General features: G+C 60.9%; 20 protein-coding genes and 1 pseudogene. 7 read left to right on the forward strand and 14 right to left on the reverse strand.

The window, feature by feature from the left end; genetic code table 11:
* The 11 genes and pseudogenes from K7431_RS28080 to gloB all read right to left on the reverse strand — a co-directional run.
* A pseudogene (locus K7431_RS28080) lies at nt 1–371 on the reverse strand (hypothetical protein); the annotation flags it as partial.
* A complete protein-coding gene (locus K7431_RS28085; protein ID WP_012723832.1) occupies nt 371–1,432 on the reverse strand; it encodes a microcin C ABC transporter permease YejB in 1,062 nt (353 codons plus the stop codon). The pseudogene K7431_RS28080 and the gene K7431_RS28085, both read right to left, overlap by 1 nt.
* Entirely contained in the window at nt 1,432–3,291 is a 1,860-nt protein-coding gene (locus K7431_RS28090; protein ID WP_012723833.1) for an extracellular solute-binding protein, read from the reverse strand. The genes K7431_RS28085 and K7431_RS28090 overlap by 1 nt, the downstream gene beginning before the upstream one ends.
* Nucleotides 3,292–3,421: 130 nt before the next feature.
* A complete protein-coding gene (locus K7431_RS28095; protein ID WP_010210937.1) occupies nt 3,422–3,703 on the reverse strand; it encodes a peptidylprolyl isomerase in 282 nt (93 codons plus the stop codon).
* 341 nt (nt 3,704–4,044) lie between these two features.
* Nucleotides 4,045–5,658, reverse strand: coding sequence for an ABC transporter ATP-binding protein (locus K7431_RS28100; protein ID WP_012723834.1), 1,614 nt, complete (start codon nt 5,656–5,658; stop codon nt 4,045–4,047).
* 1 nt (nt 5,659) lies between these two features.
* Nucleotides 5,660–6,679: an ABC transporter permease gene (locus K7431_RS28105; protein ID WP_012723835.1), complete on the reverse strand. Its 1,020-nt coding sequence runs from the start codon at nt 6,677–6,679 to the stop codon at nt 5,660–5,662.
* A gap of 1 nt (nt 6,680) precedes the next feature.
* On the reverse strand, nt 6,681–7,757 hold the full coding sequence (locus K7431_RS28110) for a microcin C ABC transporter permease YejB (protein ID WP_012723836.1): 1,077 nt from the start codon (nt 7,755–7,757) through the stop codon (nt 6,681–6,683).
* On the reverse strand, nt 7,758–9,596 hold the full coding sequence (locus K7431_RS28115; protein WP_043205243.1) for an extracellular solute-binding protein: 1,839 nt from the start codon (nt 9,594–9,596) through the stop codon (nt 7,758–7,760).
* Entirely contained in the window at nt 9,593–11,422 is a 1,830-nt protein-coding gene (locus K7431_RS28120; RefSeq protein ID WP_012723838.1) for an extracellular solute-binding protein, read from the reverse strand. Before K7431_RS28120 ends, K7431_RS28115 begins: the two co-directional genes overlap by 4 nt.
* A gap of 316 nt (nt 11,423–11,738) precedes the next feature.
* A complete protein-coding gene (locus tag K7431_RS28125) occupies nt 11,739–13,154 on the reverse strand; it encodes a lytic transglycosylase domain-containing protein (RefSeq protein WP_012723839.1) in 1,416 nt (471 codons plus the stop codon).
* Nucleotides 13,155–13,252: 98 nt separating this feature from the next.
* The gene (gene gloB / locus K7431_RS28130; RefSeq protein ID WP_012723840.1) at nt 13,253–14,020 is read right to left on the reverse strand and encodes a hydroxyacylglutathione hydrolase; all 768 of its coding nucleotides are present in this window, start codon (nt 14,018–14,020) and stop codon (nt 13,253–13,255) included.
* 65 nt (nt 14,021–14,085) lie between these two features.
* Between gloB and K7431_RS28135 the strand changes: the two genes are divergently transcribed.
* The 5 genes from K7431_RS28135 (at nt 14,086) to K7431_RS28155 (ending at nt 19,136) form a co-directional block, all read left to right on the forward strand.
* Complete coding sequence (locus tag K7431_RS28135) at nt 14,086–14,856, forward strand: class I SAM-dependent methyltransferase (RefSeq protein ID WP_043205244.1); 771 nt, start codon at nt 14,086–14,088, stop codon at nt 14,854–14,856.
* 18 nt (nt 14,857–14,874) lie between these two features.
* A complete protein-coding gene (gene rnhA, locus K7431_RS28140; RefSeq protein WP_003173571.1) occupies nt 14,875–15,327 on the forward strand; it encodes a ribonuclease HI in 453 nt (150 codons plus the stop codon).
* Nucleotides 15,328–15,409: 82 nt separating this feature from the next.
* Entirely contained in the window at nt 15,410–16,150 is a 741-nt protein-coding gene (gene dnaQ / locus K7431_RS28145) for a DNA polymerase III subunit epsilon (RefSeq protein ID WP_163825756.1), read from the forward strand.
* A 140-nt stretch (nt 16,151–16,290) separates the two neighbouring features.
* Nucleotides 16,291–18,546, forward strand: coding sequence for an Orn/Lys/Arg decarboxylase N-terminal domain-containing protein (locus K7431_RS28150; protein ID WP_012723843.1), 2,256 nt, complete (start codon nt 16,291–16,293; stop codon nt 18,544–18,546).
* An 8-nt stretch (nt 18,547–18,554) separates the two neighbouring features.
* The gene (locus K7431_RS28155) at nt 18,555–19,136 is read left to right on the forward strand and encodes a GNAT family N-acetyltransferase (protein WP_043206225.1); all 582 of its coding nucleotides are present in this window, start codon (nt 18,555–18,557) and stop codon (nt 19,134–19,136) included.
* Here K7431_RS28155 and K7431_RS28160 read toward each other — a convergent pair.
* A complete protein-coding gene (locus K7431_RS28160) occupies nt 19,133–20,026 on the reverse strand; it encodes a LysR substrate-binding domain-containing protein (protein ID WP_012723845.1) in 894 nt (297 codons plus the stop codon). The genes K7431_RS28155 and K7431_RS28160 overlap by 4 nt on opposite strands.
* 109 nt (nt 20,027–20,135) lie before the next feature.
* Here K7431_RS28160 and K7431_RS28165 point away from each other — a divergent pair, with 109 nt between their 5' ends.
* Complete coding sequence (locus tag K7431_RS28165; protein ID WP_012723846.1) at nt 20,136–20,477, forward strand: hypothetical protein; 342 nt, start codon at nt 20,136–20,138, stop codon at nt 20,475–20,477.
* 61 nt (nt 20,478–20,538) lie between these two features.
* Here the strand turns inward: K7431_RS28165 and K7431_RS28170 are convergent, their stop codons facing one another.
* Complete coding sequence (locus K7431_RS28170; RefSeq protein ID WP_016979714.1) at nt 20,539–20,775, reverse strand: hypothetical protein; 237 nt, start codon at nt 20,773–20,775, stop codon at nt 20,539–20,541.
* 227 nt (nt 20,776–21,002) lie between these two features.
* Here K7431_RS28170 and K7431_RS28175 point away from each other — a divergent pair, with 227 nt between their 5' ends.
* The gene (locus K7431_RS28175) at nt 21,003–21,560 is read left to right on the forward strand and encodes an NADPH-dependent FMN reductase (protein WP_012723848.1); all 558 of its coding nucleotides are present in this window, start codon (nt 21,003–21,005) and stop codon (nt 21,558–21,560) included.
* 168 nt (nt 21,561–21,728) lie between these two features.
* Here the strand turns inward: K7431_RS28175 and poxB are convergent, their stop codons facing one another.
* Nucleotides 21,729–23,453, reverse strand: a complete 1,725-nt coding sequence (gene poxB, locus K7431_RS28180) for a ubiquinone-dependent pyruvate dehydrogenase (RefSeq protein ID WP_012723849.1) — start codon at nt 23,451–23,453, stop codon at nt 21,729–21,731.
* Between the last annotated feature and the right edge of the window lie 37 nt (nt 23,454–23,490).

The following is a 23,490-nucleotide window of genomic DNA, read 5'->3' on the forward strand; positions in this document are numbered from 1 at the left end:
CTAGACATCTTTGTATGCATACTAGTCTGTATTATATTCCTACGATCTCCGTTTTTTTTTTTTTTTTTCAAGCAGAAGACGGCATACGAGTTACTGATCGGTCTCGTGGGCTCGGACATGTGTATAAGAGACAGGCGGTAGTCGGCCTGGAACGGCAACTGGCCGCCGAACTGCTGCTCGGTGTAACGCTTGAACACCGGGAAATACAGCTCGTTCTTGAAACTCAGCACCAAGGGCTTGTCATTGGCGATCAACTCGCCGCCGAGGGTCAGGATAAACAGGCCGATAAACAGCCACAGCGACCACCAGCCGCGACGGTTCTTCTTGAACCGCTCGAAACGTCGACGCGCCACGGGAGACAGATTAAGCATCAGGCGTTCCTCGCGGCGAAGTCGATACGCGGGTCCACCAGGGTGTAGCAGAGGTCACCGATGAGTTTTATCAAGAGGCCGAACAACGTAAAGATAAACAGCGAACCGAACACCACCGGATAATCGCGGGACACCGCGGCTTCGTAGCTCATGCGGCCCAGGCCGTCGAGGGAGAAGATCACCTCGATCAGCAGCGAGCCGGCAAAGAACACCGCGATAAACGCCTGCGGAATGCCCGAGATCACCAGCAACATCGCGTTGCGGAACACATGCCCGTACAGCACGCGCCGTTCGCTCAAACCCTTGGCGCGCGCCGTCACCACGTACTGGCGAGTAATTTCATTCAGAAACGAGTTTTTGGTCAGGATGGTCAGCGTGGCGAACCCGCCGATGACCAGCGAGGTGACCGGCAAGACCAGGTGCCAGAAATAGTCGGCGATCTTGCCCACGGTGCTCAGCTCTTCGAAGTTTTCCGACACCAGCCCGCGCACCGGGAACCAGTTAAGCGAGGTGCCGCCGGCAAAGACCACGATCAGGAACATCGCGAACAGGAACGCAGGCATGGCATAGCCGATCACAATCGCGGTGCTGCTCCATACGTCGAAGCTGCTGCCATGGCGCACCGCCTTGCGAATTCCCAGGGGTATCGACACCAGGTAAGTGATCAGCGTGGCCCACAGGCCGAGGGAAATGGTCACCGGCATTTTTTCCAGGATCAGGTCGATCACGGTCTTGCCGCGAAAGAAGCTGTTGCCGAAGTCCAACTGCGCATAGCTCTTGAGCATCAGCCACAGGCGTTCCGGCGCGGGCTTGTCGAAACCGTACTGTTTTTCGATGTCGGCGATCAGCTTCGGGTCCAGGCCACGGCTGGCGCGGGAGCCGCCGCTGATGCTTTCGCCGGATGAACCGCCGACGCCACCGCCGCCAATCCCTTGCAGGTGAGCGATGGCTTGTTCCACCGGACCGCCTGGGGCGGCCTGCACGATCACGAAATTCACCAACAGGATGATCACCAGCGTCGGGATGATCAGCAGCAGGCGCCGCACGATATAGGCAAACATCAGCGTGCACCTCCGCGTTTGTTCAGCTCAGCCTTCATTTGCTCGTTGGTCAGGGGCGTGGGGCTGATTTCCCACCAGGTTTCCAGGGCTTCGTCGTTTTTCGCCTCGATGGCCGGGCGGCCGAAGCGGTTCCACCACGCGGCGGACGTGCCGGGCGGGTAGTAATTGGGAATCCACAGGTAGTTCCATTGCAGCACGCGGTCCAGTGCGTGGGCGTAGGTGAGCATCTGCGCCTGGGTGTCGGCCTTGACCAGGCCCTTGATCAGGCTGTCGACGGCCGGGTCCTTGAGCACCATGTAGTTGTTGGCGCCGGGGTCAAAAGCGGCGGCCGAGCCGAAATAGTTGTAGAGCTCCATGCCCGGCGAGGTGGTGACCGGGAAGCCGGTGACGATCATGTCGTAGTCCCGTGCCATCACCCGGTTCACATATTGGGAGGCGTCGATACGGCGGATATTCAGGGTGATACCGATCTGCGCCAGGTTGCGTTTGTACGGCAGCAACAGGCGTTCGAGGCCAGATTGGGCATTGAGGAAGGTAAACTCCAGCGGCTCGCCCTCGGCGTTAACCAGCTTGTCGCCGTCCGGTTTCCAGCCGGCCTCTTCCAACAACGCCAAGGCTTGCAGCTGTTTGTCGCGGATCATGCCGCTGCCGTCGGTAACCGGCGCCTTGAACACCTGGGTGAACACCTCGTCGGGCACTTGGCCGCGCAACGGTTCAAGAATCGCCAGTTCTTCTTGGGTCGGCGGCTGGCTGGCCGCCAACGGGCTATTGGAAAAGAAGCTTTGTTGGCGGATATACATATTGCGCATCATCTGCCGGTTGGCCCATTCGAAGTCCCACAGCATCGCGAGGGCCTGGCGCACGCGGCGGTCCTTGAAGACTGGTTTTTGCACGTTGAACACATAACCCTGGGCCGGTTGCGGCATCTCCTTGGCCAGGTGCGCGCGTTGCAGGCGACCGTCATCCAGGGCCGGGCCGTTGTAACCGATGGAATAGCCGGTGGCGGAAAATTCGCGGTTGAAATCATAGGCGCCGCCGCGCAGTACCTGGCGGGCCACTTCGGTGTCGCCGAAATATTCCAGGCTCAAGTGATCGAAGTTGTACAGGCCACGGCTGACGGGCAAGTCCTTGCCCCACCAGTTCGGGTCGCGGGTAAAGGTGATGGTGCTGCCGGAGTCGATCTTGCTGACCTTGTACGGGCCGCTGCCCAGCGGCGCTTCATAGCCGCCGCCATTGGCGAAGTCGCGGGTCTTCCACCAGTGCTCCGGGAAGACGGGCAGGGTGGCGATATCCAGGGGCAGGGTGCGATTTTCATTGCTGGAGAAATCGAAGCGTACCTGACGCTCGCCCTCGACCTCGACGTGCTTGACGTCGGCGAACAGGGTGCGAAAGCGCAGGCTGCCTTGGGTCATCAACAGGTCGAAGCTGTAGCGCACGTCTTCGGCGGTGATCGGCTTGCCGTCGGCAAAGCGTGCCTTGGGGTTGAGGAAAAAGCGCAGCGACAGGCCATCGTCGGCGCGTTCCATCTTCTCGGCGACCAGGCCGTAGACCGTGTAGGGCTCGTCGAGGGAGCGCTGGGCCAGGGGCGCGTAGAGCCAGCCGTCGACCTGGGACACGCCGATGCCTTTGTCGATATACGGCAGCACATGGTCGAAGCGCCCAATCTCGATGGCCGAGCGGCGCAGGCTGCCGCCTTTGGGAGCGTTGGGGTTGGCGTAGTCGAAATGGGTAAAGCCGGCGGGGTACTTGGCCGGTTCGCCGTACACCGTCAGGTAGGGTTGGGGCGCCGCGATCACGGCGGAACTGGCCAGCAGCAGGGCCAGGGTCGAGCTCAGCATGTAGGAAAAAGCCAATCGCATTGTCAGCCTTGAACGCCGTGTGAAGAATAAAAGGGATTTGTACGCTAACGGCATCAGCGTCGCCAGTCATCACATGCACAACGGCCCACCAAAAGGCGGGCCGTTGTTTATAGCATCAGCACAGACAGGATCAGTCCTGGCGGCTGGTGACTTCCAGCAGGTGGTAGCCGAACTGGGTTTTCACCGGGCCTTGCACGGTGTTGACCGGGGCGCTGAAGACGACGGTGTCGAATTCCTTGACCATCTGGCCTGGACCGAACGAACCCAGGTTGCCGCCGTCGCGGCTGGAAGGGCAGCTGGAGTTGGCTTTGGCGATTTCTGCGAAATCGGCGCCGCCTTCGATTTGGGCCTTGAGTTCGTTGCACTTGTCTTCAGTGGAAACGAGGATGTGACGGGCGGTGGCTTTGGCCATGGGGAGTAACTCCTTGAGTAAAAAGGGTGAGCGTACCGGATTCAGGCGGTTATTTCCTGGCAAAGTTCCATGGGATTGGCGTACATATCCGATTCTTCGGTAACGGCTACTTAGGGTTCTGCTCTTACAGCGGGGCACTTTTGGAAGCGCGCCAAAAACGCTTCGCCCACTACTCGGTGCCTCGCCTAGGCTCGGCATGGCGTGGTGTAGATCAAAAGCAGAGCTGGTTGATCTCCCTACATCACGTCGATACGTTTGGCTGGGCCGGTATCCCGGCTCTTTTCAAAAGTGACCCGCCGTAAGGGCGGACAGCCATCCCCCATTAACGGATAGGTACTGCGTCAATCAACGCGAGCAGCAGGCACCAAAAACGCCGCCTCCAACAACTGCCGCGTATACCCATGCTGCGGCGCAGCAAAAATCCCCGCTGCATCCCCCTGTTCCACCACCTGCCCATGCTTCACCACCATCAACTGGTGACTCAACGCCTTAACCACCGCCAAATCATGGCTGATAAACAGATAGGTCAAGTTGTACTTAGCCTGCAAACTGCGCAATAACTCGACCACCTGCCGCTGCACCGTGCGATCCAGCGCCGAGGTCGGCTCGTCCAGCAGAATCAGGCGTGGCTTGAGCACCAACGCCCGGGCAATGGCAATACGCTGCCGCTGACCGCCAGAGAACTCATGCGGGTATCGGTGCCGCGATTCCGGATCCAGCCCCACTTCCTTGAGCGCCGCAATAATCGCCGCCTCCTGCTCGGCAGGCGTACCCATCTTGTGGATGCGCAGCCCCTCGCCGACGATCTCACTGACGCACATCCGCGGGCTCAAGCTGCCAAACGGGTCCTGAAACACCACCTGCATTTCCCGACGCAACGGTCGCACCTGTTGCTGGGTGAGCCGATCCAGTTGCTGGCCTTCAAAACGAATGCCGCCCTTGCTGCCGATCAACCGCAGAATCGCCAGGCCCAGGGTGGATTTGCCCGAGCCGCTTTCGCCGACGATGCCCAGGGTCTGTCCCTGGGGCAGGCTGAAGTTGATGCCGTCCACCGCCTTGACGTAATCGACGGTGGTGCGCAAAAAGCCCTTCTTGATCGGAAACCACACTTTCAGGTCATCGACTTCCAGCAACGGCGGGCCAATCACATTGGTCGCCGGGCCGCCGCTGGGTTCCGCCGCCAGAAGCTCCTGGGTGTAGGGGTGCTGGGGCGACTGGAACAGTGTCTCGCAATCGGCCTGTTCAACGATGCAGCCTTTTTGCATCACGCACACGCGATGGGCAATGCGCCGCACCAGGTTCAAGTCATGGCTGATCAGCAGCAGCGCCATGCCTAGCCGTGCCTGCAGCTCCTTGAGCAATTCGAGGATTTTCAACTGCACCGTCACGTCGAGGGCCGTGGTCGGCTCATCGGCGATCAGCAGTTCGGGTTCATTGGCCAGCGCCATGGCGATCATCACCCGCTGGCGCTGGCCGCCGGAGAGTTCATGGGGCAGGGCCTTGAGGCGCTTGTGCGGCTCGGGGATGCCCACCAGTTCCAGCAACTCCAGAGTGCGCTGGGTGGCGACCTTGCCGGTGAGCCCCTTGTGCAGGCCCAGCACTTCGTTGATCTGTTTCTCGATGTTGTGCAGCGGGTTCAGCGAGGTCATCGGCTCCTGGAAGATCATCGCAATGCGGTTGCCGCGAATGTGCCGGATGGTTTTTTCTTTCAGTGTCAGCAGGTCCTGCCCGGCATAGTTGATGGTGCCGGAAGGATGCCGCGCCAGCGGGTAGGGCAGCAGGCGCAGGATCGAGTGGGCGGTGACCGATTTGCCCGAACCGCTTTCGCCCACCAGCGCGATGGTTTCGCCGCGCTTGATGTCGAAGCTGACGTTGTTCACCACGCGTTGGTGATGGTCGCCGGTGACGAACTCGACGGAGAGGTCGCGGATTTCGATCAGATTGTCCTGATTCATCTCATTTCCTCGGGTCGAAGGCATCGCGAGCGGACTCGCCGATAAACACCAGCAAACTCAACATGATCGCCAGCACGGCAAAGGCACTCATGCCCAGCCACGGCGCTTGCAGGTTGGATTTGCCCTGGGCCACCAGCTCACCCAACGACGGCGAGCCGGCCGGCAAGCCAAAGCCGAGGAAGTCCAGGGCGGTGAGCGTGCCGATGGCGCCGGTGAGGATGAACGGCATGAAGGTCATGGTCGAGACCATCGCGTTGGGCAGGATGTGGCGGAACATGATCGCGCCGTTCTGCATGCCCAAGGCCCTGGCCGCGCGCACGTATTCGAGGTTGCGCCCGCGCAGGAACTCGGCGCGCACCACGTCCACCAGGCTCATCCAGGAAAACAGCAGCATGATCCCCAGCAGCCACCAGAAGTTGGGCTGCACGAAACTGGCGAGGATGATCAACAGGTACAGCACCGGCAACCCAGACCAGATTTCCAGGAAGCGCTGCCCGGCCAGGTCGACCCAGCCGCCATAGAAGCCCTGCAAGGCCCCGGCGATCACGCCGATGATCGAGCTGAGCACCGTGAGGGTCAGTGCAAACAGCACCGACACGCGGAACCCGTAGATCACCCGCGCCAACACATCGCGGCCCTGGTCATCGGTGCCCAGCAAGTTCACCGAAGAGGGCGGCGCCGGTGCGGGCACCTTGAGGTCGTAGTTGATGCTCTGGTAGCTGAACGGGATCGGTGCCCACAACGTCCAGGCGTCCTTGGCCTTGAGCAGTTCCTGGATATACGGGCTCTTGTAGTTGGCCTCCAGCGGGAATTCACCGCCAAAGGTGGTCTCCGGGTAGCGCTTGAGCGCCGGGAAATACCAGCCGCCGTCGTAGTGCACGGCCAGCGGCTTGTCGTTGGCGATCAGCTCGGCGCCCAGGCTCAGCACGAACAGGATCAGGAACAGCCACAGCGACCACCAGCCGCGCTTGTTCGCCTTGAACCGCTCGAACCGGCGGCGATTGAGGGGGGACAGGTTCATCTCAATGCTCCCGGCTGGCAAAGTCGATTCGCGGATCGACCAGGGTGTAGGTGAGGTCGCCGATCAGTTTCACGATCAGCCCCAGCAGGGTGAAGATGAACAGCGTGCCGAACACCACCGGGTAGTCGCGGTTGATCGCCGCTTCAAAGCTCATCAGGCCCAGGCCGTCGAGGGAGAAGATCACCTCCACCAGCAATGAACCGGTGAAGAAGATGCCGATGAACGCCGAGGGGAAACCGGCGATCACCAGCAGCATGGCGTTGCGGAACACGTGGCCGTACAGCACACGGTGGTTGGTCAGGCCCTTGGCTTTGGCGGTGATCACGTACTGCTTGTTGATCTCGTCGAGAAAGCTGTTCTTGGTCAGCAGGGTCATGGTGGCGAAGTTGCCGATCACCAGCGCGGTAATCGGCAGCGCCAGGTGCCAGAAGTAATCGAGGACCTTGCCGCCCCAGCTCAACTCGTCGAAGTTGTTCGACGTCAGCCCGCGCAAGGGGAACCAGTCGAAATAACTGCCGCCGGCAAACACCACGATCAGCAGGATCGCAAACAGGAACGCCGGGATCGCATAACCGACGATGATTGCCGAACTGGTCCATACGTCGAAATGGCTGCCATGTCGGGTGGCCTTGGCAATCCCCAGGGGGATCGACACCAGGTACATGATCAGCGTGCTCCATAACCCGAGGGAGATGGACACCGGCATCTTTTCCTTGATCAGGTCGATGACCTTGGCGTCACGGAAGAAGCTGTCGCCAAAATCCAGCTGGGCGTAGTTCTTGACCATGATCCACAGGCGTTCCGGTGCCGATTTGTCGAAACCGTACATCTTTTCGATTTCCTTGATCAGCGTCGGGTCCAGGCCCTGGGCGCCACGGTAACTGCTGGAGCCGGCCACCGACACTTCGGCCCCGCCGCCGGCAATGCGGCTGGTGGCGCCCTCAAAGCCTTCGAGCTTGGCGATCATCTGCTCCACGGGGCCACCGGGGGCGGCCTGGATGATGACGAAGTTGATCAGCAGGATCCCGAACAGCGTCGGGATGATCAGCAACAGGCGGCGAAAGATATAGGCCAGCATTTAATCGCCTCCGCTCGCCGGATCGGCGTTGGTGCTTGTGTCTAAAGGAATAGCCGGTTTGACGTTGGGTTTGGCCCACCAGGTCGCGGTGCCGACGTCGTAGCGCGGCGGGACCTTGGGGTGCCCGAGGTGATTCCAATACGCCACGCGGTAGGTCTTGATGTGCCAATTGGGGATCACGTAGTAGCCAAATTGCAGTACGCGATCCAGCGCCTTGGCGTGGGCCACCAGGCTTTTTCGCGAGTGTGCATCGATCAGTTCTTCTACCAGTTGGTCGACGGCTGGATCCTTGAGCCCCATGTAATTGCGGCTGCCCGGCTTGTCGGCGCTGGAGGATTTCCAGAATTCCCGTTGTTCATTGCCCGGTGAGGTGGACTGGGGGAAGCTGCCCACCAGCATGTCGAAATCCCGCGAGCGGATCCGGTTGACGAATTGCGAGACGTCCACTCGCCGGATCACCAGGTCGATGCCCAGGTCGGCCAGGTTGCGCTTGAACGGCAACAGGATGCGTTCGAACTCAGTCTGGGCCAGCAGGAATTCGATTTTCACCGGCTTGCCGGTGGTGTCGACCATCTTGTCATCGACGATCCGCCAGCCGGCGTCCTGCAGCAACTGGTACGCCTCGCGCTGTTGGTTGCGGATCATGCCGCTGCCATCGGTCTTGGAGGGTTCGAAGGCCTGGGTGAAGACTTCGGGCGGGATCTTGTCGCGCAGCGGTTCGAGAATCGCCAGCTCGTCCGGGCCGGGCAGGCCGGTGGCGGCCATTTCCGAGTTTTCGAAATAACTGCGGGTGCGGGTATAGGCCCCATTGAACAGCTGCTTGTTGCTCCACTCGAAATCCAGCAACAGGCTGATGGCCTTGCGCACGCGCACGTCCTGGAACATCGGCTTGCGCGTATTGAACACAAAGCCCTGCATCCCGGTGGGGTTGCCGTTGGGGATTTCTTCCTTGATCAAGCGGCCCTCAGCCACTGCCGGGATGTTGTAGGCATTGGCCCAGTTTTTCGCGCTGAATTCCAGCCAGTAATCGAACTGCCCGGCCTTCAGCGCCTCCAGCGACACGGTGCTGTCGCGGTAGTAGTCGGTGATGCGGTTATCGAAATTGTAGAAACCTTGGGTGACTGGCAGGTCCTTGGCCCAGTAATCCTTGACTCGCTCATAGCGGATCATGCGCCCGGCCTTGACCTCGGCCACCTTGTACGGCCCGCTGCCCAGCGGCACTTCCAGGTTGCCCTTGGCGAAGTCGCGGGTCGCCCACCAATGTTTGGGCAGTACCGGCAGTTGCCCGAGGATCAGCGGCAATTCGCGGTTATTGGTGCGCTTGAACTTGAACAGCACCTTCAGCGGGTCTTCGGCGATCACTTCGTCGACGTCGGCGTAATACGTGCGATAGATCGGCGAGCCTTCCTTGATCAGTTCCTGGAAGGTGAACACCACGTCTTCGGCACGGATCGGGTTGCCATCATGGAAGCGTGCTTCGGGGCGCAGGTAGAACCGCACCCAGCTGTTGTCCGGGGCTTTTTCGATCTTGCCGGCGACCAGGCCGTATTCGGTGATGGGCTCGTCCAGGCTTTGCATGGCCAGGGTGTCGTAGATCAGGCTCAGGTTATCGGCCGGCACACCTTTGCTGATGTAGGGGTTGAGGCTGTCGAAGCCGCCCATGGCCGACTCGCGGAACGTGCCGCCCTTGGGGGCGTCCGGGTTGACGTAGTCGAAGTGCTTGAAGTCGGCGGGGTATTTCGGTGGTTCGTTGTACAGCGTCAACGCATGTTGCGGAGCGGCTTGGGCCACGGTGCACAGCAGCAGGCTGCCGAGCAGGGCAGTACGCAAATACATCATTGGGCTTTCTCCGAAGCTTTCAGCCACCACGCGCTCAGGCCCAGGCTGTAGGGCGGCGTGGTGACAAAGGCGAACCGGTTGCGGTACGCCAAGCGATGATAGTTGAGGTACCAGTTGGGAATGCTGTAGTGCTGCCACAGCAGCACGCGGTCCAGGGCACGGCCGGCGGCCAGTTGCTCCTCGCGGGTCTTGGCGGCCAGCAGTTGTTCCAGCAGGTGATCGACAATCGGGTTGGCGATGCCTGCGTAGTTCTTGCTGCCCTTGATCGCGGCCTGGCTGGAGTGGAAGTACTGCCACTGCTCAAGGCCGGGGCTCAAGGTCTGGTTGAGGGTGATCAGGATCATGTCGAAGTCGAATTGATCCAGGCGCTGCTTGTACTGGGCGCGGTCGACGGTCCGCAGGCGTGCGTCGATGCCGATGCTGATCAGGTTCTCGACGTAGGGCTGCAGGATGCGCTCCAGGTTCGGGTTGACCAGCAGGATCTCGAAGCGCAGGGGTTGGCCGTCCTTGTTCAGCAGCCGTTGGCCTGACAGTTTCCAACCGGCCTCGCCGAGCAACGCCAGGGCGTGGCGCAGGGTCTCGCGGGGGATGCCGCGGCCGTCGGTCTGGGGCAGGCTGAACGGCTGGGTAAACAGGTTGGCCGGCAACTGGTCGCGGTACGGCGAGAGCATCAGCCATTCATGCCCGGTGGGCACGCCGGTCGCGGCGAACTCGCTGTTGGGGTAGTAGCTCAAGGTGCGTTTATAGGCGCTGCTGAACAGGGTGCGGTTGGTCCATTCGAAGTCGAACATCAGTCCCAGGGCTTCGCGCACCTTGGTCTGGCTGAAGGTCGGCCGCCGGGTGTTCATGAACAGGCCTTGGCTTTGGGTCGGGATCTGGTGGGCGATCTGCGCCTTGATCACATCACCCCGGTTCACTGCCGGGAAGGTGTAGCCGTTGGCCCAGTTCTTGGCCTGGTGCTCGATATAGATATCGAACTCGCCGGCCTTGAAGGCTTCGAAGGCCACGTCGCTGTCGCGGTAGAACTCCACTTCGACCTTGTCGTAGTTATAGAAACCCTGGTTGACCGGCAGGTCCTTGCCCCAGTAGTCCTTGACCCGTTCGAACACCAGTTGCCGCCCCGGGCTAACCTTGGTGATACGGTATGGCCCGCTGCCCAGCGGCGGTTCGAAGGTGGTGGCCTTGAAGTCGCGGTTCTTCCAATAGTGCTGGGGCAATACCGGCAATTCGCCCAGGCGCAGGATCAGCAACGGGTTGCCGGCGCGCTTGAACACAAAGCGGATGCGGTGACGGTTGAGGATATCCACCCGTGCCACTTCCTGCAGGTTGGTGCGGTATTGCGGGTGGCCTTCGGTCAGCAGCGTGCGATAGGAAAACGCCACATCGTAGGCGGTGATTGGCTTGCCATCGTGGAAGCGCGCCTGGGGGCGCAGGTTGAACACCACCCAACTGCGGTCCTCGCTGTACTCTACCGACTGCGCGATCAGCCCATAACTGGAGGTGGGTTCATCGCCGGACGGCGCATAAAGGCCCGTGCCGACCATCAATGGCTCATTCAGCTCATTCACGCCGTATTGCAGGAAATTGGGCGTGGAAACCGGGCTTGAGCCCTTGAAGGTATAGGGGTTGAGGGTATCGAAGGTGCCAAATGCCATGACCCGCAATGTCCCGCCTTTCGGCGCTGCAGGGTTTACCCAATCGAAGTGGGTGAATTTGGCCGGGTACTTGAGGCTGCCGAACTGCGTATAACCGTGGTTCTCGGTAATCGTCGCGTTCGCACCAAAGCTCAAGGCCAGACTTATTAGTAGAAGGAGGGGACGCTTCAAGTCAGAGATCCGATCCAGGCGGCTTGGGCTTTATGATCGGTACAGTAACAGCTTGTTCCGGTTGGAAAAAGCATCTTGAAATCGGCGATAAACCTATGTGGGAGCGGGCTTGTTGTGGTGAGCGGGCTTGCCCCGCGCTGGGCTGCGGAGCAGCCCTGGAACCAGGCGGTGAGTTTTGTCTGGAGGAATGCGTGTAGCCATTGGGGCTGCTTCGCAGCCCAGCGCGGGGCAAGCCCGCTCACCACAACAAGCCCGCTCAACACAGCAAGCCTGTTCACCATACAAGCCTGTTCACACAAACAGGCTGGTTTGTCAGTTAGCGTGGCCCGGAAACCACCAGCATCTGCCCTGGCTTAAGCGCCTGGCCTGTGCGCGGGTTCCAGCGCTTGAGATGTTGCATCTCAACGTTGAAGCGCTTGGCGACGATGTACAGCGAGTCGCCTTTCTTGACTTTGTACTGCACTGGCTTCTTGCTGTCGGCCTTGGCCACCAGCTTGCGCGTGTCCTGCATCACCAGGGTCTGGCCGACCTTGAGGGCCTGGCCGTTGAGCTTGTTCCAGCGTTGCAGGTCATGCACGTCGACTTTGTTGGCCTTGGCGATCAGCGTGAGGTTGTCGCCACTGCGCACTTTGTAGCTGCGGCTGCGGCCGGCCACCCGGGCGGTCTCGACTTCGTCGAACACCTGCTTTTTCGGACGCATCGCCAGTAATTCTTCCGGCTTCATCGTCGACAGGGTGCTGGTGAGCAGTTGCGCCTTGGAGCTGGGCACCAGCAAATGCTGGGGACCGTCCAGGGTGGTGCGTTGTTTCAGGGCAGGGTTGAGCTGGAACAGTTCGTCTTCGTCGATCTCGGCCAGCGCGGCAACCCGTGACAGGTCCATGCTCTGCTTGACTTCAACCACTTCGAAGTACGGCGTGTTGGCGATCGGGTTCAGGTTGACGCCATAGGCCTCGGGCGCCAGCACCACCTGGGACAGTGCCAGGAACTTGGGCACGTAGTCCTTGGTTTCCTGGGGCAGGGGCAGGTTCCAGTAGTCGGTCGGCAGGCCGAGCTTCTCGTTGCGCTCGATTGCCCGGCTCACCGTGCCTTCGCCGGCGTTGTAGGCGGCCAGGGCCAACAGCCAGTCGCCGTTGAACATGTCGTGCAGGCGGGTCAGGTAGTCGAGGGCGGCGGTGGTGGAGGCGGTGATGTCGCGGCGGCCGTCGTAGGCGCGGGTCTGGCGCAGGTTGAAGTAGCGCCCGGTGGAGGGGATGAACTGCCACAGGCCGACCGCATCGCTGCGCGAATAGGCCATCGGGTTGTAGGCACTTTCAATCACCGGCAGCAGCGCCAGCTCCAGGGGCATGTTGCGTTCTTCAAGGCGTTCGACGATGTAGTGAATGTAGAGGCTGCCGCGTTCTCCGGCGTTCTCCAGGAAGGAAGGGTTGCTGGCGAACCACAGGCGCTGTTGCTCGATGCGCGGGTTGACGCCTAGGCCTTCCTGCAATTGAAAGCCCCGTCGCATGCGTTCCCAGACGTCCTGGGGCACTTCGGGTGCAGGCTTCTCTGACAGCCAAATGACGGGTTTCTGTTTGATCTTGGCGCTAAGGTTCGGCTTGGGATGCACGGTGGATTGTGCGGTGAAACTGCTTGATTGGCAGCCCGCCAGCGTGGCGGACACAGCCACCGCCACAGCTTGAGCCAGGCGGGTCAATGCGTCTGAATGGTTGGATTTACGAATAGATGACGACATTGGCTGGAAGTAAGTTCCGGGCAAAAATGTCGGGCGATTCTAGAAACCCGTTCGGTTCCGGTCAACCATTCAGAAATTACGTATCAGATTGCTTCTGGTTAGAACTTATCTTTCCACGCCCTCAAGCTAGCAAACACCTCGGCCCCAGAGCGGTTGTCGCGGCCATTCCGTTCGTCCGCTTTTTGTTTAACGGATGTTTCAGAGGTACGTAGGAAAGGGTTGGTCAGCCGCTCCAGGGCCAGGTTGGAAGGCAATGTGATCTCGCCACGGGCGCGCAGTTGGCGGACGCTTTCCACTCGTTCGGCGATATCGGCGTTATCCGGTTCCACCGCTTGGGCGAACTTGAGGTTACTTTGTGTGTATTCATGGGTGCAGTACACCCGGGTGTCGGCGGGCAGGGCGGCCAACCGTTCAAGGGAGGTGTACATCTGTTCCGGCGTGCCTTCGAACAGGCGCCCGCAGCCGGCGGCGAACAGGGTGTCGCCGCACAGCAGCACACCGCTGTGATAAAAGGTGATATGGCCCAGGGTGTGGCCGGGCACTGTATAAATGTCGAAGTCCCAGCCGAGTACCGTGATGCGGTCGTTATCGTTCAAGGCCACGTCCCGTGCGGGGATCTTCTCGTTGGCCGGGCCGTAGACCTTGGCGTTGGTAGCACCTTTGAGCTGTTCGACGCCGCCGACATGATCATGGTGGTGGTGGGTGACCAGGATGTCGCTGAGGGCCCAGCCTGGGTTCTGTTCGAGCCAGTCCAGCACCGGGGCGGCATCGCCGGGGTCGACCACGGCGCAGCGTTGGGTGTGCGGGTCCTGTAACAACCAGATGTAGTTATCGGTGAAGGCGGGCAGGGCACTGATCTGTATCATTCTTCGATTCGCCAAGCTGAACACATTGGTGCATCTTAGAACGTCTAGGCGAGTTGGAGAATGCAATGACTGATAAAGCGTTCGCCCAGGCCGATCCTGAGTGGCTGGCCCTGATCAGCGCCGCCCGCGAATGGCTGTCCGGTCCCATCGGGCAATTTCTGCTGGACGAAGAACGGCGCATGCTCGAAGACGAGCTGGGCCGGTTCTTTGGTGGCTATCTGGTGCATTACGGCCCTTCGGCCGAAACGCCGCCGTGTGCGCCCCAAGTGCAGCGCAATGTGCGCTTGGGGGCGCCGTTGCCGGGGGTGGAGATCGTCTGCGAAGAACAGGCGTGGCCCTTGAGCGAGCACGCCGCCGACGTGGTGGTGTTGCAGCATGGCCTGGATTTCTGCCTGTCACCCCATGGCTTGCTGCGCGAAGCGGCGAGCAGCGTACGGCCGGGTGGCCATTTGCTGATTGTGGGGATCAACCCCTGGAGCAGCTGGGGCCTGCGCCATGCGTTCGCCCACGATGGCCTGCGCCAGGCGCGTTGCATCTCGCCGCAGCGGGTGGGCGACTGGCTTAACCTGCTGGGCTTCGCGCTGGAGAAACGCCGCTTCGGGTGCTATCGTCCGCCGCTTGCGTCGACCAAGTGGCAAGGCCGCCTGGCCGGTTGGGAGCGCCGCGCAGGTGCCTGGCAGTTGGCGGGTGGCGGCTTCTATCTGCTGGTGGCGCGCAAGATCGTGGTTGGGCTGCGGCCGGTGCAGCAGGTGCGCCGTGAGCCGATGGGCAAACTGGTGCCGATGCCGATGGCCAAGGTCAACCGCAAGCAAAGCGATGCGCAACCCTCTTCTTGAATGAATACCGAGTAACCGATGACCGATAGCGTAGAACTCTTCACCGATGGCGCCTGCAAAGGCAACCCGGGCCCTGGCGGCTGGGGCGCGTTGCTGGTGTGCAAGGGCGTGGAGAAAGAGTTGTGGGGCGGTGAAGCCAACACCACCAACAACCGCATGGAACTGATGGGCGCCATTCGTGGCCTGGAAGAACTCAAGCGCCGCTGCAACGTGCTGCTGGTGACCGACTCGCAATACGTGATGAAGGGCATCAACGAGTGGATGGTCAACTGGAAGAAGCGTGGCTGGAAGACTGCGGCCAAGGAACCGGTGAAAAATGCCGACCTGTGGCAGCTGCTGGACGAGCAATGCAATCGCCATGACATCACCTGGAAATGGGTGCGCGGTCACATCGGCCACCCTGGCAACGAGCGCGCGGACCAGCTGGCCAACCGGGGCGTGGACGAAGTGCGCGGCTACAAGCAGAGCTGATGGCGACTCACGTGTTAAGATCGCACCCGTTGACGCACACCACACTGCACACCACACCGTTGAGAGCTGAACCCTGATGGCCATCCGATCTGTTGTACTCGATACCGAAACCACCGGCATGCCGGTGACCGACGGCCACCGGATCATTGAAATCGGCTGTGTCGAATTGATGGGGCGCCGCCTCACCGGTCGTCACTTCCACGTCTACCTGCAACCGGACCGCGACAGTGACGAAGGCGCGATCGGCGTCCACGGTATCACTGACGAATTCCTCAAGGGCAAGCCGCGTTTTGCCGAAGTCGCCGATGAGTTCTTCGAGTTCATCAACGGCGCCCAGTTGATCATCCATAACGCGGCGTTCGACGTCGGCTTCATCAACAACGAATTCGCCCTGATGGGGCAGACCGATCGCGCAGACATTTCCAAGCACTGCTCGATCCTCGACACCTTGATGATGGCCCGTGAGCGTCACCCCGGCCAGCGCAACAGCCTCGATGCCTTGTGCAAACGTTATGGCGTCGACAACTCCGGCCGTGAACTGCACGGCGCCTTGCTCGACTCCGAGATCCTCGCCGACGTCTACCTGACCATGACCGGCGGGCAGACCAGCCTGTCCCTGGCGGGCAACGCGTCGGATGGCACGGGCTCGGCGGAAGGCTCGGGTAACCGTCCTTCGGAAATCCGCCGGCTGCCGGCTGATCGCAAGCCCACGCCTATTATTCGTGCCAGTGAGCAAGACTTGGCCGAGCATGCGGCAAGGTTGGAGGCGATTGCCAAGTCGGCGGGTGCGCCGGCGTTGTGGACTCAACTGACCCAGCAATAGCCTGGCTGCACGCAATCCAAAGGTGGGAGGGGGCTTGCCCCTCCCACCGTTGATCTCCATCTGCCTGCGAAATCTTCATTCGCCACATCCACTCCCAGCTTCTACCCTTGAGTGCATAACCCTCAGGACGACAAGCACTCATGTACAAAGACCTGAAGTTCCCCGTCCTTATCGTGCACCGCGATATCAAGGCCGACACCGTCGCCGGTGACCGGGTCCGAGGCATCGCTCGAGAGCTGGAACAGGAGGGCTTCAGTATTTTCTCGGCAGTGGACTACGCCGAGGGCCGGCTGGTGGCCTCCACCCATCATGGCCTGGCGTGCATGCTGATCGCCGCCGAAGGCGCGGGCGAGAATACCCATCTGTTGCAGAACATGGTCGAGCTGATCCGGCTCGCGCGGCTGCGGGCGCCGAATCTGCCGATCTTTGCCTTGGGCGAGCAAGTCACCCTGGAAAATGCGCCGGCTGACGCCATGAGCGAGCTTAACCAGCTGCGCGGCATTCTGTACCTGTTCGAAGACACCGTGCCGTTTCTCGCCCGGCAAGTTGCCCGTGCGGCGCGCACTTACTTGGATGGCCTGTTGCCGCCGTTCTTCAAGGCACTGGTGCAGCACACCGCTGATTCCAACTATTCCTGGCACACCCCCGGCCATGGCGGCGGCGTGGCCTACCGCAAAAGCCCGGTGGGGCAGGCGTTTCATCAATTTTTCGGGGAAAATACCCTGCGTTCGGACTTATCGGTGTCGGTGCCCGAGCTGGGCTCGCTGCTGGACCACACCGGGCCGCTGGCCGAAGCCGAGGCCCGCGCCGCCCGCAACTTTGGCGCTGACCACACTTTCTTCGTGATCAACGGCACGTCCACCGCCAACAAGATCGTGTGGCATTCCATGGTCGGGCGCGATGACCTGGTGCTGGTGGACCGCAACTGTCACAAGTCGGTGTTGCACTCGATCATCATGACCGGCGCCATCCCGTTGTACCTGTGCCCGGAGCGCAACGAACTGGGGATCATCGGCCCGATTCCCTTGAGCGAATTCAGCCCCGAGTCGATCCGCGCCAAGATCGACGCCAGCCCGTTGACCCGTGGCCGGGCGCCCAAGGTCAAGATGGCGGTGGTCACCAATTCCACCTATGACGGCCTGTGCTACAACGCCGAGCTGATCAAGCAGCAATTGGGCAACAGCGTCGAGGTGCTGCATTTTGATGAGGCCTGGTACGCCTACGCGGCGTTTCATGAATTCTTCGCCGGGCGCTACGGCATGGGCACTTCGCGCACGCCGGACAGCCCGCTGGTGTTCACCACCCACTCCACCCATAAACTGCTGGCCGCGTTCAGCCAGGCCTCGATGATCCACGTGCAGGACGGCGGCGCGCGTCAGTTGGACCGTGACCGTTTCAACGAAGCCTTCATGATGCATATCTCGACGTCGCCGCAGTACAGCATCATTGCTTCGCTGGATGTGGCCTCGGCGATGATGGAAGGTCCGGCCGGGCGTTCGCTGTTGCAGGAAATGTTCGACGAAGCCCTGAGCTTCCGTCGGGCGCTGGCCAACCTGCGCCAGCACATTGCCGCCGAGGATTGGTGGTTCACCATCTGGCAACCGCCGTCGGTGGCGGGCATCGACCGCGTCGTCACCGCTGATTGGCTGTTGCATCCCCAGGCTGACTGGCATGGCTTTGGCGAGGTCGCCGAGGACTACGTGCTGTTGGACCCGATCAAAGTGACGCTGGTGATGCCCGGCCTCAACGCCGGCGGCGCCCTGAGCGATTGCGGGATTCCGGCTGCCGTGGTCAGCAAGTTCCTCTGGGAGCGTGGTCTGGTGGTGGAAAAGACCGGGTTGTATTCCTTCCTCGTGCTGTTCTCCATGGGTATTACCAAAGGCAAATGGAGTACCTTGCTCACCGAATTGCTGGAGTTCAAGCGCAGCTACGACGCCAATGTGAGCCTGGCCAGTTGTTTGCCATCGGTGTTTGCCCAAGGCCCCACGCGCTATCAAGGCCTGGGCCTGCGCGACCTGTGCGACCAACTGCATAGCTGTTACCGTAGCAACGCCACTGCAAAGCACCTTAAACGGATGTATACCGTTCTGCCGGAAATCGCGATGAAACCCGCCGATGCCTACGACCAGTTGGTCAGGGGTGAAGTGGAAGCGGTTTCCATCGATGCCTTGCCAGGGCGCATCGCAGCCGTGATGCTGGTGCCTTATCCGCCCGGTATTCCACTGATCATGCCGGGCGAGCGCTTCACCGAGTCGACGCGTTCGATTATCGACTACCTGGCCTTTGCCCGGACGTTCGATAGCAGTTTCCCCGGTTTTGTCGCCGATGTTCATGGGTTACAACACGAAGATGACGGCAGTGGTCGTTGTTACACCGTCGATTGCATCAAGGGTTAAGAATGTTTATGCAAGCTGTAATGAACCCGAAGTATCCAGGGCTCAGTGTACGGGTCGCCGACGAAGGCTTTGACGCCTATGTGTGGGGCAATGATTTCAGCTTTGAAGTCAGCGCCTACGGTGAGCCGCAGATGGGCAAGCGGGTCGATCAATGGCCTGTGGAGCGCATCTTGCCGTACCGCAAGTGCTATGGCATCGATCCGGAAGAGTTCGCCAGTTTTCGCGACGCGCCCGACAGCGCGATCTTCATGGCTTACTTGGACGACCGCCCGGTAGGACACATCGTGGTCAGCACCAATTGGAACGGCTTTGCCCATGTCGACGAATTGGCCGTGGCCTTGCCCGCCCGGCGCCATGGCGTGGCCAAGGCGCTGCTGGATGTGGCGCAGTTCTGGAGCCGCAAGAAAAACCTGCCCGGCATGATGCTGGAAACCCAGAACAACAACCTCGGGGCCTGCCGTTTGTACGAGCGCTGCGGCTACGTGATGGGCGGCATCGACCACCTGCGCTATCGCGGCATTGATCCGCAAACCCGCGAAGTGGCGATTTTCTGGTATCGGCTGTTCAAGAACGAAGTCGACAAGGCTTAGCCCGCCAACAGCCCTTCGGCCTTCTGCGTCACGATCTCCAGCAGTGCATTCAGCGCTGGGGAGGTCACGCCCTCCTTGAGGGTCAGCGCATACAGGCTGACCATGATCGGCGGCGACACCGGGCACGCATCCAGCCCGGCCTCGCGTGCGCCGAACGCGGTGAAAGGGTCGACCACCGCCAGGCCTTCTCCCGCTTCCACCATGCTGCGCATCATCTGGTAAGTCTGTACGCGCGTCTGCACCACCGGCAGCGGGCGCAGGGCTTGCAGCTTGGCATCCAGCAAGCGGCTGAGCGGGTCCTGGCCTTCGAGCCCGATCATCGCTTGCCCGGCCAGGTCCTGCAGCGCGATGTACTTCTGCTTGGGTTTGAGCCAGCCATGCGGCGCGAGCAATTGCAGCTTGCCTTGGGCCAGCACGGTGCTGTGGATCTGTGGGTGTTCCGGGTCATGCAGGCTCAGGCCTACGTCGGCTTCGTGCAGCAGCAGGCTCCTGACGATCTCGCGGGTCGGCTGGCTTGACAGGTTGCACGGCGTGTCCTGGAAGCGTCGGCGCAGCAGCGCAATGCTTTGCGGCAACAGTTGATTGGCCAGGGGCGGGGTGCAGAGGGCGCGCAGGGTCGGGGCGTGATGGTGTTTCAGGCGGCTGGCGAGGCGTTGCACCGGTTCCAGCGCCTCATACACGTGGGCGATTTCCGCCTGCAGCTCCAGGGTTTCCCGTGTCGCCTGCAAGCGTCCACGGACGCTGGCGAACAGCATAAAGCCCAATTGCGCCTCGGCCTCCTTGAGCGCCGCGTCCACATCGCCCACGGAGAGTTGCAACCACTCGGCGGCCAAGCCTGGGTGTCCGGTCTGCAAGATGGCTTGAATCACTTCGATATGACGTAAACGCATCGCCGGAGTCTATGTGCAGCGCGCCGGGGATTCAATAGAATGGCTGCGCTGATCATCAACGACCAAAGCCGGCTGCCGGCATTAACAACAAAAACAGGTCTGGTCTCACATGCCTCTACCCTCGATCCTCGGGGTAACGGCCAAGCAACTGCTGGTCTTGGTGACCGTCGGGTGCGTGGCTGCTTATCTCTTCAACGCTCAAAACGAAAGCACGCCGGAAAACCTGGCACTTGAAACGTTCATCCGTTCCCAGGAACAGGTGGCCGAACAGGTGGGGGCAGTCCTGGAAGTGGCATTGGTCAGGCAGGTGGTCGCGCATCCGGGTTACCACAGCGCGGGCTACCAGCGTTCGATGTTTGCCGTGGAGGGCGAGCGGGGACGCTTGATGGTGACCTTGAAGAAGGTCGAGGGGGAGCAGGGCATTGAGGTCACGGAGATTCGCCGGCCGTGATCACCCCAGCCCAGTCGACGCCATCAATGGCCAGGACTGAGCAGGTGGATAAGGCGTGATCTTATGACGCGAGGGTGGTTTGCGACTCGCGCACGAGAATCGTGCCCGATTGAATCAACTTGAATTCGTCGCCTTCCAGCTTTTCTACACGATCGCCAATGGCCAGCTTGTAGGTGGTGGTAGGTGCCGAGCCAGCCAGGTCGCCTTGCGCCGGGTTGGATTCCTGGAACTCATGCACCGAATACACACGTCCTTCTGCGTCTCTGGCATGAAACTGTCCGACTAGTACTGCTGCCATCTGTTTAGAACCTCTGGAGATAAACACTCGATTTGCGGTTCTGTAGACCGTCAGGGAGCGGGGTAGTTTACTTACGGAATAAAAATACTATTCGCTTATCTTTTCAGATGATTCCTACATGTCACTGCGTGATGCAAATGCCCGGAGGATTATCAAAACCTTCTGGTGAACACGCCGCGAAGACTCTATAACTACAAGCTCCTTTAGTCAGACGTCGGGAACCCCCAATGAGCAAGGTCTACACCGTAGCCGTCCTGGTTGGCAGCTTGAGAAAAGACTCGATCAACCGCAAGGTCGCGCTGGCATTGGCCGAACTGGCCCCTGCCAACCTGAAGTTGAACATTGTGGAAATTGGCGACTTGCCGCTCTACAACGAAGACATTGACGGTGCGACACCGCCGGCAGCCTACAGTACTTTCCGTCAGCACGTGAGCTCATCCGACGCGGTGCTGTTCGTGACCCCGGAATACAACCGCTCCGTGCCCGCGCCCTTGAAGAATGCCATCGACGTAGGTTCTCGGCCCTACGGGCAGAGCGCCTGGAGTGGCAAGCCGGGGGCGATCATCAGTGTGTCGCCGGGGGCGATTGGTGGTTTTGGCGCCAACCATCACCTGCGCCAGTCCCTGGTGTTTCTCGATGTGCCCTGCATGCAGCAGCCGGAGGCCTACCTGGGCGGCGCGGGCAGTGTATTTGACGAGGCGGGCAAGGTGTCTGAAAAGACCAAGCCGTTCCTGCAGGCGTTTATTGATGCTTACGCCAAGTGGGTGGCCAAGCAGCACGGCTGATTACCCGCCCACTTAAAGGTGTTTACTCTCAATGTGGCGAGGGAGCTTGCTCCCGTTGGGCCGCGAAGCGGCCCCAGGCCTTTGTTTGAAAAGACTGGGACTGCTACGCAGTCCAACGGGAGCAAGCTCCCTCGCCACAGGTGCGGCGCTTCCTTGCGCCAATGAGGGTCAGCGCAACCAGTTGGTGCGCGCCAGTTCGATCACTTCATCGCCCCGGCCGCTCATCACCGCCTTGAGCATGTACAGGCTGAAGCCCTTGGCTTGTTCCAGCTTGATCGTCGGCGGCATCACCAGCTCTTGGGTGGCGGTGACCACATCCACCAGCACCGGGCCATCATGGGCCAGGGCGCGGCGCAGGGCCGGCTCCAGGTCTTCGGATTGCTCCACGCGAATGCCGAGGATACCCATGGCGTTGGACATGGCGGCGAAGTCCGGGTTTTTCAGTTCGGTACCGGCGTCCAGGTAGCCTGCGGCTTTCATCTCCATCGCGACAAAGCCCAGCGAGGCGTTATCGAACACGATGACTTTCACCGGCAGTTTCAACTGCGCCAAGGAAATGAAATCCCCCATCAACATGGCAAAGCCGCCGTCACCGGACATCGAAATCACCTGGCGATCCGGGAAGGCCGCCTGCGCGCCGATGGCCTGGGGCATGGCATTGGCCATCGAGCCGTGGTTGAACGAACCGATCAGGCGGCGCTTGCCGTTCATCTTCAAATATCGCGCAGCCCACACGGTCGGTGAGCCGACGTCGGCAGTAAAGATTGCATCGTCATCCGCCAACTCGCTGAGCAAACGCGCCACGTATTGTGGGTGGATCGGCCGATTGGCCTTCGACGGTTGAGCCAGGTCATCGAGCCCTTGGCGGGCTTTTTCATACTGCTTCAAGGAGGTCTCGAGAAAGCTGCGATCGGTCTTGCGCGTCAAGCGCGGCAGCAGGGCGTCGATGGTTTCACTGACATCGGCGGCGATGCCCAGGTCCAGCGTGGCGCGGCGGCCGAGGGCCTGCGGGTTGCGGTCAACCTGGATGATCTTGGCGTCAGTGGGGTAGAACTGGCGATAAGGAAAGTCGGTGCCGAGCATGATCAACGTGTCGCAGCCGAGCATGGCGTGGTAACCGGAGCTGAAGCCGATCAGGCCGGTCATGCCCACATCGAACGGGTTGTCCCACTCCACATGTTCCTTGCCGCGCAGGGCATGCACCACGGGTGCGCCCAGCGCGTCAGCCAGGGCCACCACTTGGTCATGCGCGCCGGCGCAGCCGCTGCCGCACAGCAGGGTGACCTTCTGGCTGTTTTCCAGGAGCTCGGTGAGGCGTTGCAGGTCTTGTTCCGCGGGCAATGTGCGCGGCGCGTGCAGGGCTGGCCAGGGCTTGAGCTTGTCCTCCACTTCCAGCAGCGATACGTCACCCGGAATCACCACCACTGCCACGCCGCGATTGAGGATCGCCGAACGCATGGCGCGGTGCAGCACGTGGGGCATCTGCTCGGGGTTGGTGACCAGCTCGATAAAGTGGCTGCACTCCTTGAAGAGCTCTTGGGGATGGGTTTCCTGGAAATAGTTCAGGCCGATCTCCGAGGACGGAATCTGTGCGGCGATCGCCAGCACCGGCACATGGTTGCGATGGCAATCGAACAAGCCATTGATCAAGTGCAGGTTACCCGGCCCGCAGCTGCCGGCGCAGACCGTCAGTTCACCCGTGGCCGCTGCTTCGGCACCGGCGGCGAAGGCCGCCACCTCCTCGTGGCGCACGTGCATCCACTCGATGCTGTCCATGGTGCGCAGGGCGTCGGTGAGGCCGTTGAGGCTGTCGCCGGTCAGGCCCCAGATACGCTTGATGCCCGCCTGTTCAAGGGTGGTCGCCAATTGCTGGGCCAGGTTGATTTTCGCCATGAAGAACTCCAATCGTCAGTGAGGTTAAAAACTGCTG

It is taken from the genome of Pseudomonas fluorescens group sp. (genome assembly GCF_020093335.1).
Taxonomy (GTDB): Bacteria; Pseudomonadota; Gammaproteobacteria; order Pseudomonadales; family Pseudomonadaceae; genus Aquipseudomonas; species Aquipseudomonas petroselini.

Coding starts and splice junctions, on each gene's coding strand:
- K7431_RS28085 (WP_012723832.1), bottom strand. CDS start 1,432: ATGTTTGCCTATATCGTGCGGCGCCTGCTGCTGATCATCCCGACGCTG.
- K7431_RS28090 (WP_012723833.1), bottom strand. CDS start 3,291: ATGCGATTGGCTTTTTCCTACATGCTGAGCTCGACCCTGGCCCTGCTG.
- K7431_RS28095 (WP_010210937.1), bottom strand. CDS start 3,703: ATGGCCAAAGCCACCGCCCGTCACATCCTCGTTTCCACTGAAGACAAG.
- K7431_RS28100 (WP_012723834.1), bottom strand. CDS start 5,658: ATGAATCAGGACAATCTGATCGAAATCCGCGACCTCTCCGTCGAGTTC.
- K7431_RS28105 (WP_012723835.1), bottom strand. CDS start 6,679: ATGAACCTGTCCCCCCTCAATCGCCGCCGGTTCGAGCGGTTCAAGGCG.
- K7431_RS28110 (WP_012723836.1), bottom strand. CDS start 7,757: ATGCTGGCCTATATCTTTCGCCGCCTGTTGCTGATCATCCCGACGCTG.
- K7431_RS28115 (WP_043205243.1), bottom strand. CDS start 9,596: ATGATGTATTTGCGTACTGCCCTGCTCGGCAGCCTGCTGCTGTGCACC.
- K7431_RS28125 (WP_012723839.1), bottom strand. CDS start 13,154: ATGTCGTCATCTATTCGTAAATCCAACCATTCAGACGCATTGACCCGC.
- gloB (WP_012723840.1), bottom strand. CDS start 14,020: ATGATACAGATCAGTGCCCTGCCCGCCTTCACCGATAACTACATCTGG.
- K7431_RS28135 (WP_043205244.1), top strand. CDS start 14,086: ATGACTGATAAAGCGTTCGCCCAGGCCGATCCTGAGTGGCTGGCCCTG.
- rnhA (WP_003173571.1), top strand. CDS start 14,875: ATGACCGATAGCGTAGAACTCTTCACCGATGGCGCCTGCAAAGGCAAC.
- K7431_RS28150 (WP_012723843.1), top strand. CDS start 16,291: ATGTACAAAGACCTGAAGTTCCCCGTCCTTATCGTGCACCGCGATATC.
- K7431_RS28155 (WP_043206225.1), top strand. CDS start 18,555: ATGCAAGCTGTAATGAACCCGAAGTATCCAGGGCTCAGTGTACGGGTC.
- K7431_RS28160 (WP_012723845.1), bottom strand. CDS start 20,026: ATGCGTTTACGTCATATCGAAGTGATTCAAGCCATCTTGCAGACCGGA.
- K7431_RS28165 (WP_012723846.1), top strand. CDS start 20,136: ATGCCTCTACCCTCGATCCTCGGGGTAACGGCCAAGCAACTGCTGGTC.
- K7431_RS28170 (WP_016979714.1), bottom strand. CDS start 20,775: ATGGCAGCAGTACTAGTCGGACAGTTTCATGCCAGAGACGCAGAAGGA.
- K7431_RS28175 (WP_012723848.1), top strand. CDS start 21,003: ATGAGCAAGGTCTACACCGTAGCCGTCCTGGTTGGCAGCTTGAGAAAA.
- poxB (WP_012723849.1), bottom strand. CDS start 23,453: ATGGCGAAAATCAACCTGGCCCAGCAATTGGCGACCACCCTTGAACAG.